Raw genomic sequence first — 17,369 nt, 5'->3', positions numbered from 1 at the left:
TTAATGAAGAATAACAGCTGGTGGTGAATAATACATATGAATGTAAAAAATAAAACCTTTTATCTTATCCGCCATTGTGAGGCGGAAGGTCAAGATGCTAGTGCAGAATTAACGAAGACAGGTATACAGCAAGCAAAAAAGGTAGCGGATTTTTTCAGCAACAAAAAAATAGATCTTATCATTGCTAGTCCTTACCAACGAGCTATTCAATCGATTTTGCCTTTAGCACAACAATTAGGGTATACGATTAATACCGATAAACGATTAAAAGAAAGAATATTCTTAGAGAGCAGAGGAAAAGTATTATTTTCTAAAATTTTAAGCTGATCGAAAACGTTTGTATTTCGAGGCGAGAAGCCTTGGGAGGAGCGGAGTTACCTTTATTGGGTAATGAGCATCCGAGTGAGGCGAACAACGAAGAAATCGAGCGTTTGTCGACAGCTTGATCAGATCATGTGCTTCCCCACATCCTGATTGGCTTCAAATGCTCGAGAAAACATTTATAGATTTAGAACGTAAATATCAAGGCGGCGAATCTAGTAAAGAAGCGATGAAGCGGGGGGTTCGGTTATAGAGGAATGCCTTCACCGACAGGCAGAAAATATAGTGATAGTCACACATGGAAATTTATTGGCATTATTATTAAATTACTTTGATGCTGATTTTGGCTTTACCCAATGGAAAGAGCTATCCAATCCAGATATATTTGAAATAACTTTTCTAGAGAAAAAGGTTTCCATTAAACGGATTTGGAGAACAAATGAATAAGAAGTATTTATAATTTGGCAATATAGACGATGTGACAAGGAGGGAGCCTTCTTGAAAATCATCAAAAAAATGTGTGGTTTATATTACGAGGATGATGAAGGCAGGCAAACACAGATTTTGGTTCTTGAACACTCGATCAAAGAAGTAGGCATACAAATTCCAAAAGGTACGGTAGAGAAAAATGAAACACTTTATTCGAGAAGTGGAAGAGGAAACAGGGTTAAAGAATATAAAAGTAGAAAACTTACTGGCACATAATGATTTGGAATACAAAAAAGGAATCATTCATCATCGCTTTTTTAATCAATTAAACGTGGTGGAGGACAGAGATATATGGGAGCATCATCCTACGGGCGGGGGATCCGAGAACGTTTTCTGAATTCCTTTTTTTGGCGTAATCAAAAGACAGGATCAAATGAAACTGCCTGTTGAACCAAAAGGATTTATAAAACATATTCCTGTTTTAAAAGCAGCTGAAAGAAAGGAAAGGATATATTCCATTACGCATATTTTAAAATACAAAATGTAAGTATTTTGTATTTTAACCATGACCGGGACGATGTAAATAGGGATTGGATGAAAATGTTCCGTTTATGAACTTGGATTTGTATATAAATGAAAGGTATGAGTACCTAGTGGTGCATGGAAATGGGGTTAACGGACATCAATATGTTATAATTTTCGTATAACGCTGCCTCTTCCAGACGATTTAACAGAATTAACCTTACTTTAAAGAATGTAGCAAGTATCTAAAAGAAGGGAAAACAGGGTCGAATAGTACCTTTGATTTTTAGAAAGATAGGCGGATTACATATTGGTATGGTATCAGCTGTTTTTTATGCTGTCATAATTCCTGCAATCTGTGCAACTGGAAGGGAATTTCTTTTCTGAATGGCTTTACATCATTTTTTCTGATTATTTAATATATTCAAAAATTCTTGATGGTAGTTTATATTGGTAAATGCTTTTTCTTTTTCTGAAAAATCTATCCTTTTTACATTGATATTATTTAGTAATACGTGCATTTTTTTTTCACCACTTAAAAGTAGATATTCAAATTTTTTAAGAATCCTACGATGATAAAGTGCCATAAGTGGCTGGGCTTTATTGGATTGGTAGGGAACAATGGCATCATAATGGTTATCGTATTTATCTATTTTCCCTAGTAACTCATGGACAAAAGCGGATGAGACAAATGGGATATCGCATGATAAAACAAAAAACCAATCGACATCTGGTATGGTTAATGCAACATTGTGAATTGCTGATAAAGGACCTTGATAGGTTTCCTGTTCAATAAAAAAATCAGTATGATCAATTTGTGGAAATGTATAGAGTAAATCAAGATTTGTAGAAATAATAACGGGAAAAATGGAATTATCTTTTAAGGCATCCACGCTATGCTGATAAAAATATTTGCTTTTATACATTTCAAACATTTTGGGTTTACCGTATCTCGATGATTTTCCGCCGGCTAAAATGATTCCTGCAATTTTCATATTCTATTTAATTCCTCGGTAAAATACGTGAATAGTGGGAGTGTAAATTTATTCTGGCTAAATATATTTCTAATTTTCTTACCCCTTAGGTCATTTTCAAATGTTCTTGTGTTACTAGTGGTATTAAATGAAATGAATTGATGCACTATTTTTAAACACACTCCTTAAATAGATTATTATTAGCTACAAAAAAGCCTATAGTTTTCTTTTACGATAAAGAATTTTTTTTGAAATTACAAGATATAAACACATTATGGAGAATTATGGTATAAATGTGCAGTGATAATTGTTATCCATTAGTGTGCCTTATAGAATGTTCTAAATGAATGGATAATTAATGATGAAATGGTTCATTGACTCAAAAGTTAGAGAGGCTGGTAGATATGTTAGAAAAAAGAGTGCCGATTAAGGTAGAGGATGCCATTGCAAAAGTAATGAAATTTGCTAACTTACAATTAAAATGGAAAGAAATGGTTTCGATTGAAAATGCTTATAACAGATTTTTAGCTGAAGATTTAACAGCTACTCATGATGTGCCATCTTTTGACAGATCACCTTATGATGGGTTTGCAATAAGAGCGGAGGATACTAATAAGGCGGACCATCATCACCCAATTAGGTTTGAAGTAATTGGTGAAATTGGTGCAGGAAATGTTTTTAATCAATCAGTGGATTCATTTCAAGCTGTTCGTATTATGACAGGTGCTCAAATACCTAAGGGCTGCAATGCGATAATCATGTTAGAACTAGTACGAGAAGTTAAAACGGGTACAAAAAAATATATAGAAATTAAGAGAGTTTTAAATAAAGGAGACAATATTTCCTACAAAGGTGAAGATATAAAGAAAGAAGAGATACTTGTAAGGAAAGGAACATGCATTAACCCAGGAATTATAGCGTTATTGGCGACATTTGGATACAGTGAGGTGCCTGTATCGAAAAAACCTGTTATTGGGGTATTGGCAACAGGAAGTGAGCTACTGAATATAAATGAACCATTACAAGAAGGGAAAGTAAGAAATAGCAATACGTATATGCTTCTTGCTCAAATAAAAAGAGCTGGAGGAGAGGCAAGATATTTTGGAGAAATTAGTGATAATTTTGAGATGTGTTTTTTAGAAGTACAGAAAGCTTTAAGACATGTCGATGTTCTAATCACAACAGGTGGAGTATCGGTAGGAGACTATGATTACTTACCCGAAATATACGAGAAATTGGAAGCGGAAGTTCTTTTTAATAAAATTGCGATGCGTCCGGGCAGTATAACAACCGTATCACAACTGCAGGGAAAGCTATTAGTTGGATTATCAGGTAATCCCTCAGCATGTTATGTAGGCTTTGAGATACTTGTCCGTCCAGTTATTCAGTCGATATTATTTAAGGAAAAACCGCATTTAAAGAAAGTGAAAGCCCTACTAAACAATAACTATTTAAAGTCGAATCCCTTTACTCGTTTTATACGAGGAAATATTACTCATGATAAAAGCACTCTACTCGTTTCACCCTCAGGATTTGACAAATCAAACTCTATATCATCTTTAATAGATGCAAATGGCATTATTATTTTACCAGGTGGGACAAGAGGTTACAAAAAAGGCATGGAAGTGGACGTACTGCTTTTGGAAGATAACCACGGTAGTGAGTGGCCATGGTCTGATATTGTTCCTCATTACAAGTAGTGTGCAAATGGAATTAAGGCTGCTTTGACAAAGTGAAATTAGTCAAAGCATGCTAATAACTAGCACTTAGTAAAGAGCTCGAAAAATAATTTGAAATTGATATACTACTTTTTTACATAACCTTTACATATATTTTTTTATTTATAAACACCATGCAACAAAATTCGTACCAGGGCACATGAAAAGAAGGAGTTTTCTTAAATTTATAAGCAGGGAGCAGGCAGAATACACGAAGGCACCCGTAGGAATGCGAGAAAGACGAGACCCCGAAGCATAGCGAGGAGGATTAAGCGTAGCTCACAGGAAAGCGAAGTTTATTCCAACTGCTGGAACCATCTCTTCAGAGTAGCCTTATAATTAAATCCTGCAAAATACATTTTTCATTCTGCCCGTATCCTAAATAGTTTTTTTAAAATTCCCTTCTACTAGGTAGATCACTTAAGTTAAAAAAGAATACAATAACTAGTTGAAAGAGAGGTTTTCGGTTTGCCCAATCCTTGTATTATCCAGATAGTAGGTTACAAAAATTCAGGTAAAACACATTTGATTTGTCGACTGATAAAAGAGCTACGTTCTTACGGCTATAGAATAGGTACAATAAAACATGACGCCCATGGGTTTGAAATAGATCATGAAGGTCGAGATACGTGGAAGCATTATCAATCAGGAGCAGAGATAGTAGCCATTACTTCCAGTGCAAAGACAGCATTAATTCGACGAAATACAGTAGCTTTGCATGATCTGGTTAAAACAATGGAAGGACTTGATATAATTTTAGTGGAGGGTTTTAAAACAGAGAATTATACCAAAATTGTGATGCTTCGGGAAGAAGAAGATCTTGAACTTTTGCCGAAAATAAAAGACATTCTCCTTGTAGCAGCTTGGATTCCATATAACAAGAATGAGAACATGCTGATAGTTGATGTATCAGATACACAGAAAATCACCAAAATTGTGTTGGAATATTATCAAACTTTCAGAAAAAACTAGAATCAAACGTTTTTTTGATAGTAAATAATGTGAAATTTGACTATTACAGACTTTCCGAACGGGAAAGCCCATTACGGTGCGATAGCACCCCCTTTAGGGGTGGGATGAGAGTGAGGTCAGATACGGAGTGCCACTAAAACCGAAAGGTTTGTGGTACTTCAAGTATCTGAAAATGCCACTCTATATTTATGTATATTCGTTGTAGTTTGCAAATAAAACTGATACAATGTGTATATGAACGAATACAGAAGAACAAACACAACCGTATCATTAATTAACTATCATTTCGTTTTTTGTCCTCGATATAGAAGGAAAATATTCCTTCGTACTGATGTAGAGGAACGATTCAAACAATTAGTCCAAGAAATAGGTGAAGAATTAAAAATTGTTATTGTCGCTTTGGAATGTGACAAAGACCATACCCACATGTTCTTGAACGCACTACCAACATTTAGTCCTGCTGATATTATGGCAAAAATCAAAGGCGTGACTTCTAAAAAGTTGAGAGAAGAATTTCTTCATCTAAAACACTTGCCAAGCCTTTGGACACGTTCCTACTTTGTATCTACCGCAGGAAATGTATCGAGTGAAACCATTAAACGTTATGTTGAACAACAAAAAACAAGGGGGTGAATCGTTGTGAGTAAAATGTCATAGTTGTGGTTTTGAACAATTTGTAAAAGATGCCAAATTTAACAGAGATTATAGGGATAGCTATGAAAAAGCAATAATGGTTTTATGCGGAAGAAACGATTGTGATAAATCCAATATCAATATCCCAAATGGTTACATAAGGGAAACGCTATGGTTGGGTTATTATCCGAGACGCTACTTTAGATGAGTACAGAAGAATTAAGAGAGCGAAAGAAATTCGTGATTTGGCGGTGAAACAATGTCGCAAATAATAACGGTTAAAGTTAAACTACTTCCAACAAAAGAACAGGCTTCTATTTTGTCAGAAATGAGTAAATCGTATATTTCTACTATCAATACCCTTGTGTCTGAAATGGCGGTCGAGAAGAAAAGCACGAAAAAATCAAGCAAAGATATTTCTGCCCTATTGCCAAGTGCCGTTAAAAACCAAGCGATTAAATTGGAACTCTCGATTTAAAGAGCAGCTTTACTTCAGGCGTTCAGATGCTTGATAATGATGGAAATATTCTAACAAGTGGAAAATTCCCTATGCTTGGACTTAAATGGAAAATTTACGATAAACAAGGCACAGAAATTGGCATACTACGTACTAAATTTTCCTTGCTTGCTAAAAAGTATGAATATGAAGCGTATAATCGTGCATCCTTTCTTATCAAAGTGAAAAGCAGGAATGTCTTTTTCATTCATTCTAGATATATACGTTTTAAAAAGTTATTTAGTTTCATCCGTCTATAAAAAGTTATCCTTTAATAAAAAAAGATATGAAGTTACATGAAAAAAAGCAGCTTCCATATTGTTTTATGGTCTAAGTTTGAAGCAGGGAGCAGTCAGAATACACGAAGACTCCTATGGGATTAGCGGGACAGGCGAGACCCCGCAGCGCAGCGAGGAGGCTCGGCGCCCGCCCCATGGAAAGCGAAGTGTATTCTGACTGCGGACTAATTGAGAGTGTAAGGAACCCTTTTTTCATGGTAGCCAAAAAAAGAAAGATAACAAAAATAAAAGCAAAAAAGACCAACCACAGTCAGCCTTTTAGAAAGAAAATATCTAAAAAATCCTATTATATCTCAAGACGATAGTTTCTCAATAATCATCCGTTTCCCAGTATTTAATGTAAATTCAAATCGATCGCTAATTTTTTCATTATAGTAAAAATGATGATTAACGCTGCACAACCCTTCCTGATTATCAAATATCATCATATTAACACCACTCTTGCGTTTAACATCTTTCAGGAACGTTAATTGGTTGTAACAGTATATACAATCATAAATGGAGAACTTCAGCGTATTAAGGGTGGTGACAAATTGATAAAAGCTATCATCACTAACTTCTTCTAATAATCTCTCTAAGGCAAAGACAAGGTGCTTGCGAATACGGATGGTATCTTGATTTTTAAGGGAAAAGATGGATCCAGAAGCACTGACTCTTCCATCATCTAACAGTATTCCTTTACGCCAATTATTTAATAATAAAATTTCAATTTCTTGATGAAGATATTCCTCTAAATTAGAAGCTTCCTCCGTTTCATCATCAAAAAAAATCCATTGGTCATTCATATATTCAACAGTTCCCATCGTAAACGCACGGGTTTGATACTCAATCAATTTTGCACGCTGCTGTTTCATCATAAACCTCCTATTTATTCCCTTATATTCTTTGTAGACAGAAGTTGCAGTTTTTAAACTTATAGAGGCTGTTCAAAAAGTTGAATCCTCCTTTTTGAACACGCACTTATCAATAAATTGTTTTTATTTTCCTGATAAAAAAGAGTTTTTGTTTACGTCTAATAAGGGTGGGATTGAAGCAAAGCCAACCTTTTGGGCATAAAAAGAAAATTCACTGGATATTCTCATCGAAGTAAATCTGTTCCCTTTTCTTTAAAATTTCTATGGACAAATAACCATTTTTATCTTCTCGCATAGAATACTCCATATTGATTGATAGCTAATCAAGATTCCACTTAGAAAGGATGATACTCATGTGTGGAATAACAGGTTGGGTTGATTACAAAAGCGACTTGAGAAAAAAAGCAGAGATATTAACAGCAATGGCAGAAACGTTGGCAAAAAGAGGACCAGATGATACAAATGTTTGGACGGCACTTCATGCAGGGTTTGGTCATAAACGTTTAGTAGTAGTAGACCCATTAAATGGCATTCAACCAATGACGAAAGAAAAACAGGGCTTTCATTATACGATTTGCTACAATGGTGAGTTGTACAATACAGAAGACATAAGAAAAGAATTACTAATAAAAGGATATTCATTTAAAGGTCATTCTGATACAGAAGTTTTATTAGCTTCTTATATCGAATGGGGTGAAGATTGCTTACAATACTTAAATGGAATTTTTGCTTTTGCAGTTTGGGACGAAAAAAGAAATACTTTATTCATAGGAAGAGATCGCCTAGGAGTTAAACCGCTATTTTATGCGGAAGTAGGAACAGGCATTATTTTTGGATCGGAAATTAAAGCTTTATTGGCACATCCTAATGTAAAAGCAGAATTAGATCGAGAAGGATTGGCTGAAGTATTTGCATTAGGGCCTTCCCATACACCAGGATCTGGTATCTTTAAAGGAATTAAAGAATTACGACCAGGTCATGCGCTCAAATTTTCACAGGATGGTTTGAAAATTTGGCGTTATTGGAATGTGAAAAGTGAAAAGCATGAAGATTCTTTTGAAGAAACGGTAGAAAAAGTACGATTTTTATTTCAAGATGCTGTTACAAGACAGCTAGTTTCGGATGTGCCGCTTAGTACTTTCTTATCTGGTGGTGTTGATTCAAGTGCTATTACTGCAATTGCATCAAATGAATATCAAAAAACAGGCAAAGGGCCACTTCATACTTATTCCATCGATTATGAAGGAAACGATAAATTTTTTAAAGCCACTGAATTTCAACCTAATTCAGATGGTGTGTATATTAAAAAAATGACGGATACTTTTGGAACGACCCACCATAATTGTGTGATTACACAAGAGAAATTGGCTCAATACTTACATGAAGCGGTGACAGTAAGAGATGTACCAGGTATGGCAGATGTAGATTCTTCTTTATTATGGTTCTGCAGAGAAATAAAAAAGGATTTTGTAGTGAGTTTATCAGGAGAATGTGCGGATGAAATTTTTGGAGGCTATCCATGGTTTAGAAGAGAAGCAGACTTAGCTCGCGGCGGTTTTCCATGGATGAGATCTATTCAAGAAAGACAGGGCTTGTTAAAAGGCGATTGGAGCAAAAAATTAAAATTAGAAGAGTATATGCTGGATAAATATAATCAAACAATTTTGGAAACACCGAAATTAGAAGGCGAAAGCAAAGAAGATGCGAAAAGAAGAGAATTATTCTATCTTAACCAATTATGGTTTATGACAACATTATTAGAAAGAAAAGATCGAATGAGTATGGGCGCAAGCTTAGAAGTGCGTGTACCATTTGCCGATCATCGTCTAGTTGAATATGTGTGGAATGTTCCGTGGGAAATGAAAAACTATCAAAATAGAGAAAAAGGTTTATTACGTAAGGCATTAGAAGGAATTCTTCCAGACGAAATTCTTTATCGTAAAAAAAGTCCATATCCAAAAACCCATAATCCTGTGTATACAAAAACGGTAAAAGATATGCTGAATGGCATATTAGCAGACAAAAGTTCTGCACTATATGAATTTTTTGATAAAGAAAAGTTAACGCAAATTATCGAAACAGAAGGAGCTGCTTTTAAAGAACCTTGGTTTGGTCAGCTGATGACAGGGCCGCAGTTACTGGCACATTTAGCGCAAATTCATTATTGGTTTAAGGATTATAATATCAATGTAGTAGATTAAGCGGAAAAAATGAACGTTAAGAGGTTGTTCCTAAATCTTTAGGTGCAGCTTTTTTTTGCTTTTAAAAGAACATCAGTTCGGTTATACTGATAGAAGAAAAACTAGAAGAAGGAGATAGAATGGAGCCTTTAAAAAATATTTATAACAGAACATTTGTAGAAAAATTGGCAGATAAAATGAAAGAAGAATGTCTTTCTTTTGATGAGCAGTCTTTTTTTGATTCTGTTTATCAACAAGATTGGGAAGAGCTTGCATTAAAGGAGAGAATGCGGAGGTTAACGATTTCGCTTCATGATTCTCTGCCATTGGATTATCTAGAAGTGTTAGATTGCTTCTATAAAGCGGCTCCTTTTTTTAAAGGGTTAGGAGGTATTATTTTCCCGGATTATATAGAAGTATACGGGCAGAACCATTGGGAGCAATCGATTGCTGCATTACAATTTCTAACAGAATATTCCACTTCGGAGTTTGCTGTTAGACCATATCTTTTGCATGACCAGGAAAAAATGCTTAATCAAATGCAGATTTGGGCTAAAAGCGAAAATGAACATGTACGTCGTTTTGCTAGTGAAGGCTGCCGTCCAAGATTACCTTGGGGTATGTCGATTCCAGCGTTAAAAAAGAACCCGTATCCAGTTTTGCCGATTTTAGAACGCTTAAAATCAGATGATTCATTATATGTACGAAAAAGCGTAGCGAATAATCTTAATGATATTTCCAAAACACATCCTGATTTGGTCGTAGAGCTGGCAACATCCTGGTACGGAGAAAATACTTATACAGATTGGATTGTGAAGCATGCCTGCAGAACGTTATTAAAAAAAGGAGATAGCAAAGTGTTAACTATTTTTGGATATGATGCAGGAGAATCGCTGAAAATCAGCACGATTCATTGTGAAAAAAAGCATCTTTCCATTGGTGAAAGCATTGCTTTTTCCTTTGAGATTTATGCTCCTAACCCGCAAAAAATCAGAGTGGAATATGCAATCGATTATGTAAAAGCAAATGGAAAACGCAGCAAAAAGGTGTTTCATTTATCTGAAACCATGTTGCAGGCAGAACAAAGAAAAGCTTATTCCAAAGTTCATTCTTTTAAAGATCTAACAACAAGAAAGCATTATAAAGGACAGCATACTTTATACCTTATCGTTAATGGAGTAGAAAGAGAGTCTATCGATTTTGATGTAATGGATGCAGAGTAAAGATGAAAAACCCTTGGATATTTTCCAAGGGAGGTATTTTCACACGGCTTCTTTTTGTCTGATTTCTCGTTTTTGCTGCTGCTGGACAAGAAAGAAGAAAACACCTGCTAATACTAGTATTCCACCGACAATTTGCCAGCCAACTAAATGTTCACCTAATAATAATATGGCTAATATGGTAGCACCGACAGGCTCTCCTAAAATGCTCATCGAAATAGTAGTAGCATTGACATAATTCAGCAGCCAGTTATTTATAACGTGTGCAAGAGAAGGAACGATAGCAAGAAGAAGGAAAATTCCCCATTCTTTCCCCGAATAGCCTGTTAACGATTCGCCGATTATCAGATTATAAAAGGTTAATAAACATGCTGCGAAAAAAAACACAAAACAAGTATATACCCAGTGAGACATTTTTTTCACAATGCTTTGTCCGATTAACAAATAGCCAACCACTGAAAGGACGCTGAGAAAAGAATAGAAATCTCCGAGAATGGCTTTGCTATTTAAGGAAATATCTCCCCATCCAATCATCATCGCTCCGATAATTGCAATAGCCATTGTCATAATGGCAGAAGAAGTTGTGCGTTCCTTAAAAAATAGAAATCCGCCAACTAGAGAAACAATAGGCTGCAATGCAAGGATGATGGTTGAGCTGGCTACAGTAGTCAATTTTAATGAACTAAACCATAAAGCAAAATGCATGGCTAAAAAGGTGCCAGAAAGGAATAGTAGATACCAATCCTTTTTGGATAATTTTTTTAAATCCTGTCTATGCATCCACACCATTGGGAGCATTAATGCACATGCCAGCCACATTCGATACATGCTTAAAATGGCTGCAGGTGCATCAGACCATTTTACAAATATTGCAGAAAAAGAAATAGCGATAATCGAAATGACTAAAGGCAGTCCAATCGATTTAGAGTTGTCTTCTTGCATTATGGCAGTCCTCCTGTCTATTCAGTCATATCAAATAATAGTCCTAATTCAGTGCTTAGACAAGAGGATTTTTCTGATAATTCTTATTTCTGAAGATTTAGCTAAAAAATTAAATGCTAAAAGATAAAATAGTGCTTTCATATGGAGCAAGCGTAATAGTTAGTTTTTCGGATTCAGCTGCATATTCCTGTTTGCTTAGCAGTAGGGATATCTTTTTGCCTTTTAAAGAAAATGGCAGAACATAATGCATGTCGTTGTCACTTTTATTTATAATAGTTAATACAATCTGATTGTCTTTTTGTTTATAATAAGCGAAGCAATTTTCCACGGCTGGTAGAAAATATAAAGTACCATAACTTGTTAATAATGGTGTTCCTTTACGAATAGAGATTAATGTTTTTATATAGTTTTTTAACTCAAGGTCTTGCTTTTCTTCTTGCCAGGGCATGCATTTCCGGCATCCTGGATCACTGCCTCCATCTAAACCAATTTCATCTCCGTAGTAAATACAAGGAGTTCCTGGAAAGGTTAACAAAAAGGTAAACAGCAGTCTGACACGTTCTTTTCGATACTGACATTCGTTTAGTACACGAGGGGTATCATGACTGCCAAGAATATTAAATAAAATGTGATTGATATTATCAGAATAGCAATGAAGAATAGCTGTTAAATCTTCTGTAAATTGCTGAGCAGCAATCATATCATAAGCAAAAAATTGTAAGGATTTGTTCAAAAATGGGTAGTTCATAACCGAATCAAATTGATCTCCTCGAAGCCAGGGAGCAGAATCATGCCAAATCTCGCCTAAAATAAAAAGTTCGGGCTTTTTTGTTTTGACTGTTAGACGGAAATCACGCCAAAAACAATGATCGATTTCATTGGCTACGTCCAACCGCCAGCCATCAATATCGCATTCTGTAATCCAATAAGAAGCTGCTTCTAATAAATATTGTTTCACTTCTTCATTTGCCGTGTTGAGTTTAGGCATATATTCATAAAAACCGAATGTTTCATAATTCACGGAATTTCCATCTTTTAACGGAAACTGTTTTATATGAAACCAGTCTTTATACAAAGAGTTTTCTCCTTTTTTTAATACATCTTGAAATGGCGGGAATTCAACACTGCAGTGATTAAAAACAGCATCAAGCATCACTTTAATTCCTCTATTATGGCATTCTTCTACAAGGCCACGCAAAAGAGAAATATCCCCGAATTGCGGATCAATAGTAAAGTAATCAATCGTATCATATTTATGATTGGATCTTGCTGCAAAAATAGGCGTAAGATATATTCCGGTAATTCCTAAATCTTGAAGATAATCAAGTGAGTCTATTATCCCTTGAAAATCTCCACCAAAAAAATTGGTTAAATTAGGTTCTTCCTGTCCCCATTCTAATGTATGTTCTGGGTTTAATTCTGCATTGCCATTACGAAAACGTTCTGGGAATATTTGATACCAAACCGTTTTTTGTACCCAAGTTGGAGGCGAAAATAGGTCCTTTTTATGCATGTATGGAAAGCAAAAGAATAAACCAGCATCTTCTGGAACACACGGAAAAAAACCCTTTTCTGTGAAAGTTATTTCTTGATCATGATTTTTTAAAATGAACCCATATCGTATCCGCTTATGATCAGCTCTAATCGAAATCTGCCAATAATCAAATAATGCGTCAGTACCAGTTTTGTTCATATGCTGGCGAAATGTTTTCCATCTATAATCGACTATCTCATATTGATCCCCAAATAATAATTCTATTTCTGATATATTCCCTTGTTTTGTTCGGATGCGAATATGAAGCGTTTCTTCGTTATGAAGATAACAATAATTATCTACTGTTCTATGGTAAATGGAGGCTAAATCGATCATTCTTATCTCTCTCCCCTAGAAAAACTTTTCACTAGCATTTCCAGAATCACTAGGTTTTAAAAGAAGAAAGAGAAAAATGGTCTAATAGGATTAGAAGGAAAAATCCGCATTTCTGGAGAGAATTCCGCGTTTCTCCGAATAATCCCGCATTTCTGGAGAGAATTCCGCGTTTCTCCGAATAATCCCGCGTTTCTGGAGAGAATTCCGCGTTTCTCCGAATAATCCCGCGTTTCTGGAGAGAATTCCGCGTTTCTCCGAATAATCCCGCGTTTCTGGAGAGAATTCCGCGTTTCTCCGGATAATCCCGCGTTTCTCCGGATAATCCCGCGTTTCTTCGGATAATTCCGCGTTTCTTCGGATAATTCCGCGTTTCTCGGAATAATTCCGCGTTCCTCCGGATAATTCCGCGTTTCTTCGGATAATCCCGCGTTTCTCGGAATAATTCCGCGTTCCTCCGAATAATCCCGCGTTTCTTCGGATAAATCCGCGTTCCTCCGAATAATCCCGCGTTTCTCCAAATAATTCCGCACTTCTCCGGATAATTCCGCGTTTCTCTCGATAAATCCGCGTTCCTCCGAATAATCCCGCGTTTCTTCGGATAAATCCGCGCTTCTCCGAATAATCCCGCGCTTCTCCTGATAATTCCGCGCTTCTCCGGATAATTCCGCGATTCTCGGAATAATTCCGCGCTTCTCCGGATAATTCCGCGTTTCTCGGAATAATCCCGCGTTTCTCCGAATAAATCCGCGCTTCTCCGAATAATCCCGCGTTTCTTCGGATAAATCCGCGTTCCTCCGAATAATCCCGCGCTTCTCGGAATAATTCCGCGTTCCTCCGAATAAATCCGCGCTTCTCCGAATAAATCCGCGCTTCTCCGAATAATCCCGCGTTTCTTCGGATAAATCCGCGTTCCTCCGGATAATCCCGCGTTTCTCCGGATAAATCCGCGCTTCACCCGATAATCCGCGTTTCTCAAAAAAATTCTGCTTTCCTCTCAATAATCCGGCAAACATAAGATAAAGATAATTCTCCCACGCTGCCAAGCAAACAAACGAAAACCGCCCTATTCCAAGTGGATGGAATAGGGCGGTTTAAAAGAAAGCCTAGTGAAATTTACCCGTTAACGACCGTTCCGCCATTAACGTGAATGACTTGACCGCTTACATAGGATGCATCTTCACTTGCTAAATAAACATAAGCCGGAGCAAGCTCATTTGGTTGTCCTGCACGTCCGAATGGTGTGTTAGCACCAAATTGTTCTACTTGCTGACTATCAAATGTAGATGGAATTAAAGGAGTCCAAATCGGTCCTGGAGCGACACCATTTACACGGATTCCTTGTTTGGCAAGTGATTGAGATAAAGAGCGAGTAAAGGCTGTTATTGCACCTTTAGTCGAAGAGTAATCAAGCAATGTTTCATTACCTTTATAGGCTGTAATAGATGTTGTATTAATGATGCTGTCACCTGATTTAAGATGGGGCAATGCTGCTTTGGATAAATAGAACTGGGAAAAAATATTCGTTTGGAATGTTTTTTGCAGCTGTTCTGCGGAAATATCCAGCAAACTTTGCTGTGGATGTTGTTCGGCTGCATTATTTACTAAGATATTAACTGTGCCATATTCAGCAACCGTTTTTTCAACAACTGATTTACAGAAGTTTTCATCTCCAACATCTCCAGCTAGAGCTAAACATTTTACACCCTCAGCTTCGACTAGTTCTTTTGTTTTTTGGGCATCATCATGTTCATTTAAATAAACAATTACTACATTTGCTCCTTCTTTTGCATAATAAATACTGACAGAGCGACCAATTCCGCTATCGCCGCCTGTTATAATAGCAACTTTTCCTTGAAGTTTTCCAGAACCTTTATAATTTGGATTTACATCTGTAGGAACAGGATTCATCTCCGTTTGAATGCCTGGCTGTTGATTTTGATGTTGTGGGGGGAAATTTTTATTTTGATTATTGCTGCTCATGCTTCATTCACTCCTTAAAGGTATGTTCATATTCTTTTATTTTTCCCTAGAAAAAATAATTAAACATGGAAAAATAAGGAGGGGTTAATTGGTTTTTATAAATTTCTCAAACTTCGCAGTTATAAATTCCTCCTTATGAAGTTCCATAAGTTGGTAAGTTGGTTTAGAGAAAGGCAGGCAAAGATAAAAAACTCTTCCAGCTTCATTAGATGGAAGAGTAATAAAGATATTTCTTAACGATAATTAACAAATTGAACATCTACTGTAATTTTTGACTCTCTTACAGCAGCGATAACTTGCTGAAGGTCGTCACGGCTTTTGGCAGTAACACGAATTTGATCATCCTGCACTTGGCTTTTCACTTTTAATCCGCTATTTTTAATAAGCATATTAATAATCTTAGCGTTGTCTTTATCAATGCCTTGTACTAGTTTTGCCCGTTGACGAACAGTTCCCCCAGAAGCACCTTCTACTTTACTGTAATCAAGATTTTTAATTGGAATGGAACGTTTGATCATTTTACTAATTAATACATCTTTAAGCTGTTCTAATTTATATTCGTCGTCTGAGACTAACACTAGTTCTTCTTTATCTAGTGTGATATCGCTTTTGCTCCCTTTAAAATCATATCGATTCTGAATTTCCTTTTTCGCAATACTGATTGCATTCGTTACTTCTGACATATCTACTTTTGAAACAATATCAAATGAACTTTCTTTTGCCATCATTTACCTCCTGTAAGGTCAACCAATTACTATTTTGTAAAAAGGACCACATTTCTTTTATGTTTGTATTATAGTAAAATATAGCCGTTTAATAAAGCATAGTGCTAGTAGAGTTTTGAGAAGGGAATAAAACAAGCTTCCTTAACTAGTCATTTTGCTTATAAAAAGGCTACAACAGATTCTTTTCTAGTTCCTCAAAACTATAACCATATACGTTATAAATTATAAATTATCTGGGAGTATTTCTTATTTGACTGCAATTGTTTTATAGGTATTTTCCCTCTTGGAAATGTAGGTTGCTCATCGGAGTTATTTTTTTATTTTATGAACGTTTTCAGGTTCTCATTGCCCTGAGAAGTGGGTAAAATACATCGAAATGATGGCATAGAAAAGCCAAGAAACGTGGAGAAAAAGACAAAAAGAGAGGGATTTCTAATCTCGAATCGCTGTTGTGGTAGCTCAAGACCGAAACGGTAGTGTGATTGCTCTGCTCGTAAAGCAGGAACTGGGCGTGTCAAAAATCCAATAGTATTACGGTTGAGATGATAAGAAGAGCGTAAAAAAAGATCACATACGAAGTCTTAATTAAAATGTGAATCAACTAATTCAATTAATTTAACTGTCAACTCTTCTGAAACCGTGTAAATGGTATGGTTGTCTTCCGTTTTCATAAATGTACTTCTTTCTCCTTCATCGCCTACCCATAAATACAAACTTTGATTATTATCTTTGTCATATATGACTTCCAAATAAAATTCGGGGTCTGACAAATTTACTTCACCAGGTTCTATTACTGCACTAGAAAAGACGTTTTGAAAAAATTTGAGGGATTCATTGTCATCAAGGGTAATTTCGTCAAAACCTTTTGCTTTTGAAATAGCGATGCTTTTAAAATTGCTGTCTATTGAAAGATTTTCAGAAAGATTATTTGTTGTTTCATTAGTGATATTGTCTTTCGATTGGCACCCCAAAAGAACCAAAGACAAAGAAGCAAAAGATAACGCTATAAATAGTGTTTTTCTCAAATATAGCACCTCCTAAAGTTTGATTTATTAAATTATTCTAATTAGACGAGCGAATACCTAAGTTTCAATAAACAACTATTTAAAAACCACAATCTTTACGAAAACAGCCTTCAATTAAAATCACATACTTGGATTATAAATAGCCTTCAATTAAAATCACATACTTGGATTATAAATAGCCTTCAATTAAAATCACATACTTGGATTAT

At 35.8% G+C, this 17,369-nt stretch carries 17 protein-coding genes and 2 pseudogenes; 11 read left to right on the top strand and 8 right to left on the bottom strand.

Annotated elements, in window-relative coordinates; translation table 11 throughout:
* The first annotated feature begins 36 nt into the window (after positions 1 to 36).
* From AC5LWL_RS19005 to AC5LWL_RS18995, 3 genes are all read left to right on the top strand, one after another.
* Positions 37 to 327, top strand: a complete 291-nt coding sequence (locus AC5LWL_RS19005) for a histidine phosphatase family protein (protein ID WP_493435774.1) — start codon at positions 37 to 39, stop codon at positions 325 to 327.
* Between the two features lie 279 nt (positions 328 to 606).
* Complete coding sequence (locus tag AC5LWL_RS19000) at positions 607 to 768, top strand: hypothetical protein (RefSeq protein WP_493435773.1); 162 nt, start codon at positions 607 to 609, stop codon at positions 766 to 768.
* 51 nt (positions 769 to 819) lie between these two features.
* Complete coding sequence (locus tag AC5LWL_RS18995; protein WP_493435772.1) at positions 820 to 1,026, top strand: hypothetical protein; 207 nt, start codon at positions 820 to 822, stop codon at positions 1,024 to 1,026.
* A gap of 644 nt (positions 1,027 to 1,670) precedes the next feature.
* On the opposite strand, the gene AC5LWL_RS18990 is transcribed toward AC5LWL_RS18995, so the two are convergent.
* Positions 1,671 to 2,267 carry a molybdenum cofactor guanylyltransferase gene (locus AC5LWL_RS18990; protein WP_493435771.1) on the bottom strand — a complete coding sequence of 199 codons (597 nt, stop codon included), beginning with the start codon at positions 2,265 to 2,267 and terminating at the stop codon, positions 1,671 to 1,673.
* 383 nt (positions 2,268 to 2,650) lie between these two features.
* Here AC5LWL_RS18990 and AC5LWL_RS18985 point away from each other — a divergent pair, with 383 nt between their 5' ends.
* From AC5LWL_RS18985 to AC5LWL_RS18965, 5 genes and pseudogenes are all read left to right on the top strand, one after another.
* Complete coding sequence (locus AC5LWL_RS18985; protein ID WP_493435770.1) at positions 2,651 to 3,946, top strand: molybdopterin molybdotransferase MoeA; 1,296 nt, start codon at positions 2,651 to 2,653, stop codon at positions 3,944 to 3,946.
* Positions 3,947 to 4,432: 486 nt separating this feature from the next.
* The gene (gene mobB / locus AC5LWL_RS18980) at positions 4,433 to 4,936 is read left to right on the top strand and encodes a molybdopterin-guanine dinucleotide biosynthesis protein B (protein ID WP_493435769.1); all 504 of its coding nucleotides are present in this window, start codon (positions 4,433 to 4,435) and stop codon (positions 4,934 to 4,936) included.
* Positions 4,937 to 5,170: 234 nt separating this feature from the next.
* Positions 5,171 to 5,569 carry an IS200/IS605 family transposase gene (gene tnpA, locus AC5LWL_RS18975; protein ID WP_493435768.1) on the top strand — a complete coding sequence of 133 codons (399 nt, stop codon included), beginning with the start codon at positions 5,171 to 5,173 and terminating at the stop codon, positions 5,567 to 5,569.
* A gap of 259 nt (positions 5,570 to 5,828) precedes the next feature.
* Positions 5,829 to 6,029: pseudogene (locus AC5LWL_RS18970) on the top strand (RNA-guided endonuclease TnpB family protein); the annotation flags it as partial.
* 44 nt (positions 6,030 to 6,073) lie between these two features.
* The gene (locus AC5LWL_RS18965; RefSeq protein ID WP_493435767.1) at positions 6,074 to 6,325 is read left to right on the top strand and encodes a hypothetical protein; all 252 of its coding nucleotides are present in this window, start codon (positions 6,074 to 6,076) and stop codon (positions 6,323 to 6,325) included.
* A gap of 332 nt (positions 6,326 to 6,657) precedes the next feature.
* Here AC5LWL_RS18965 and AC5LWL_RS18960 read toward each other — a convergent pair whose 3' ends face one another.
* Positions 6,658 to 7,221, bottom strand: coding sequence for a DUF2777 domain-containing protein (locus tag AC5LWL_RS18960; RefSeq protein ID WP_493435766.1), 564 nt, complete (start codon positions 7,219 to 7,221; stop codon positions 6,658 to 6,660).
* A 350-nt stretch (positions 7,222 to 7,571) separates the two neighbouring features.
* Between AC5LWL_RS18960 and asnB the strand changes: the two genes are divergently transcribed.
* Complete coding sequence (asnB, locus tag AC5LWL_RS18955; RefSeq protein WP_493435765.1) at positions 7,572 to 9,419, top strand: asparagine synthase (glutamine-hydrolyzing); 1,848 nt, start codon at positions 7,572 to 7,574, stop codon at positions 9,417 to 9,419.
* A gap of 119 nt (positions 9,420 to 9,538) precedes the next feature.
* Positions 9,539 to 10,621, top strand: a complete 1,083-nt coding sequence (locus AC5LWL_RS18950; protein ID WP_493435764.1) for a DNA alkylation repair protein — start codon at positions 9,539 to 9,541, stop codon at positions 10,619 to 10,621.
* A gap of 39 nt (positions 10,622 to 10,660) precedes the next feature.
* On the opposite strand, the gene AC5LWL_RS18945 is transcribed toward AC5LWL_RS18950, so the two are convergent.
* From AC5LWL_RS18945 to AC5LWL_RS18925, 5 genes are all read right to left on the bottom strand, one after another.
* The gene (locus AC5LWL_RS18945; RefSeq protein WP_493435763.1) at positions 10,661 to 11,560 is read right to left on the bottom strand and encodes a DMT family transporter; all 900 of its coding nucleotides are present in this window, start codon (positions 11,558 to 11,560) and stop codon (positions 10,661 to 10,663) included.
* Positions 11,561 to 11,669: 109 nt separating this feature from the next.
* Entirely contained in the window at positions 11,670 to 13,430 is a 1,761-nt protein-coding gene (locus AC5LWL_RS18940) for a glycoside hydrolase family 13 protein (protein WP_493435762.1), read from the bottom strand.
* Positions 13,431 to 13,486: 56 nt separating this feature from the next.
* A complete protein-coding gene (locus AC5LWL_RS18935) occupies positions 13,487 to 14,443 on the bottom strand; it encodes a hypothetical protein (RefSeq protein WP_493435761.1) in 957 nt (318 codons plus the stop codon).
* A 100-nt stretch (positions 14,444 to 14,543) separates the two neighbouring features.
* Positions 14,544 to 15,410 carry an SDR family oxidoreductase gene (locus tag AC5LWL_RS18930; RefSeq protein ID WP_493435760.1) on the bottom strand — a complete coding sequence of 289 codons (867 nt, stop codon included), beginning with the start codon at positions 15,408 to 15,410 and terminating at the stop codon, positions 14,544 to 14,546.
* 233 nt (positions 15,411 to 15,643) lie between these two features.
* Complete coding sequence (locus AC5LWL_RS18925; protein ID WP_493435759.1) at positions 15,644 to 16,135, bottom strand: YajQ family cyclic di-GMP-binding protein; 492 nt, start codon at positions 16,133 to 16,135, stop codon at positions 15,644 to 15,646.
* 383 nt (positions 16,136 to 16,518) lie between these two features.
* Here AC5LWL_RS18925 and AC5LWL_RS18920 point away from each other — a divergent pair.
* Positions 16,519 to 16,654, top strand: a pseudogene (locus AC5LWL_RS18920) (IS1595 family transposase); the annotation flags it as partial.
* 62 nt (positions 16,655 to 16,716) lie between these two features.
* On the opposite strand, the gene AC5LWL_RS18915 reads toward AC5LWL_RS18920, so the two are convergent.
* Complete coding sequence (locus AC5LWL_RS18915; RefSeq protein WP_493435758.1) at positions 16,717 to 17,160, bottom strand: YhfM domain-containing protein; 444 nt, start codon at positions 17,158 to 17,160, stop codon at positions 16,717 to 16,719.
* Positions 17,161 to 17,369: the final 209 nt, after the last annotated feature.

It is taken from the genome of Niallia sp. WK069_GA_01 (assembly GCF_983173855.1).
This window is presented reverse-complemented; position numbering and strand designations above follow the sequence as displayed.

Excerpts from the sequence above, each read along its gene's own strand:
- AC5LWL_RS19005 (WP_493435774.1), top strand. The coding sequence starts at position 37 with ATGAATGTAAAAAATAAAACCTTTTATCTTATCCGCCATTGTGAGGCG.
- AC5LWL_RS18990 (WP_493435771.1), bottom strand. The coding sequence starts at position 2,267 with ATGAAAATTGCAGGAATCATTTTAGCCGGCGGAAAATCATCGAGATAC.
- AC5LWL_RS18985 (WP_493435770.1), top strand. The coding sequence starts at position 2,651 with ATGTTAGAAAAAAGAGTGCCGATTAAGGTAGAGGATGCCATTGCAAAA.
- tnpA (WP_493435768.1), top strand. The coding sequence starts at position 5,171 with ATGAACGAATACAGAAGAACAAACACAACCGTATCATTAATTAACTAT.
- AC5LWL_RS18965 (WP_493435767.1), top strand. The coding sequence starts at position 6,074 with ATGCTTGATAATGATGGAAATATTCTAACAAGTGGAAAATTCCCTATG.
- AC5LWL_RS18960 (WP_493435766.1), bottom strand. The coding sequence starts at position 7,221 with ATGATGAAACAGCAGCGTGCAAAATTGATTGAGTATCAAACCCGTGCG.
- asnB (WP_493435765.1), top strand. The coding sequence starts at position 7,572 with ATGTGTGGAATAACAGGTTGGGTTGATTACAAAAGCGACTTGAGAAAA.
- AC5LWL_RS18950 (WP_493435764.1), top strand. The coding sequence starts at position 9,539 with ATGGAGCCTTTAAAAAATATTTATAACAGAACATTTGTAGAAAAATTG.
- AC5LWL_RS18945 (WP_493435763.1), bottom strand. The coding sequence starts at position 11,560 with ATGCAAGAAGACAACTCTAAATCGATTGGACTGCCTTTAGTCATTTCG.
- AC5LWL_RS18940 (WP_493435762.1), bottom strand. The coding sequence starts at position 13,430 with ATGATCGATTTAGCCTCCATTTACCATAGAACAGTAGATAATTATTGT.
- AC5LWL_RS18935 (WP_493435761.1), bottom strand. The coding sequence starts at position 14,443 with ATGTTTGCCGGATTATTGAGAGGAAAGCAGAATTTTTTTGAGAAACGC.
- AC5LWL_RS18930 (WP_493435760.1), bottom strand. The coding sequence starts at position 15,410 with ATGAGCAGCAATAATCAAAATAAAAATTTCCCCCCACAACATCAAAAT.
- AC5LWL_RS18925 (WP_493435759.1), bottom strand. The coding sequence starts at position 16,135 with ATGGCAAAAGAAAGTTCATTTGATATTGTTTCAAAAGTAGATATGTCA.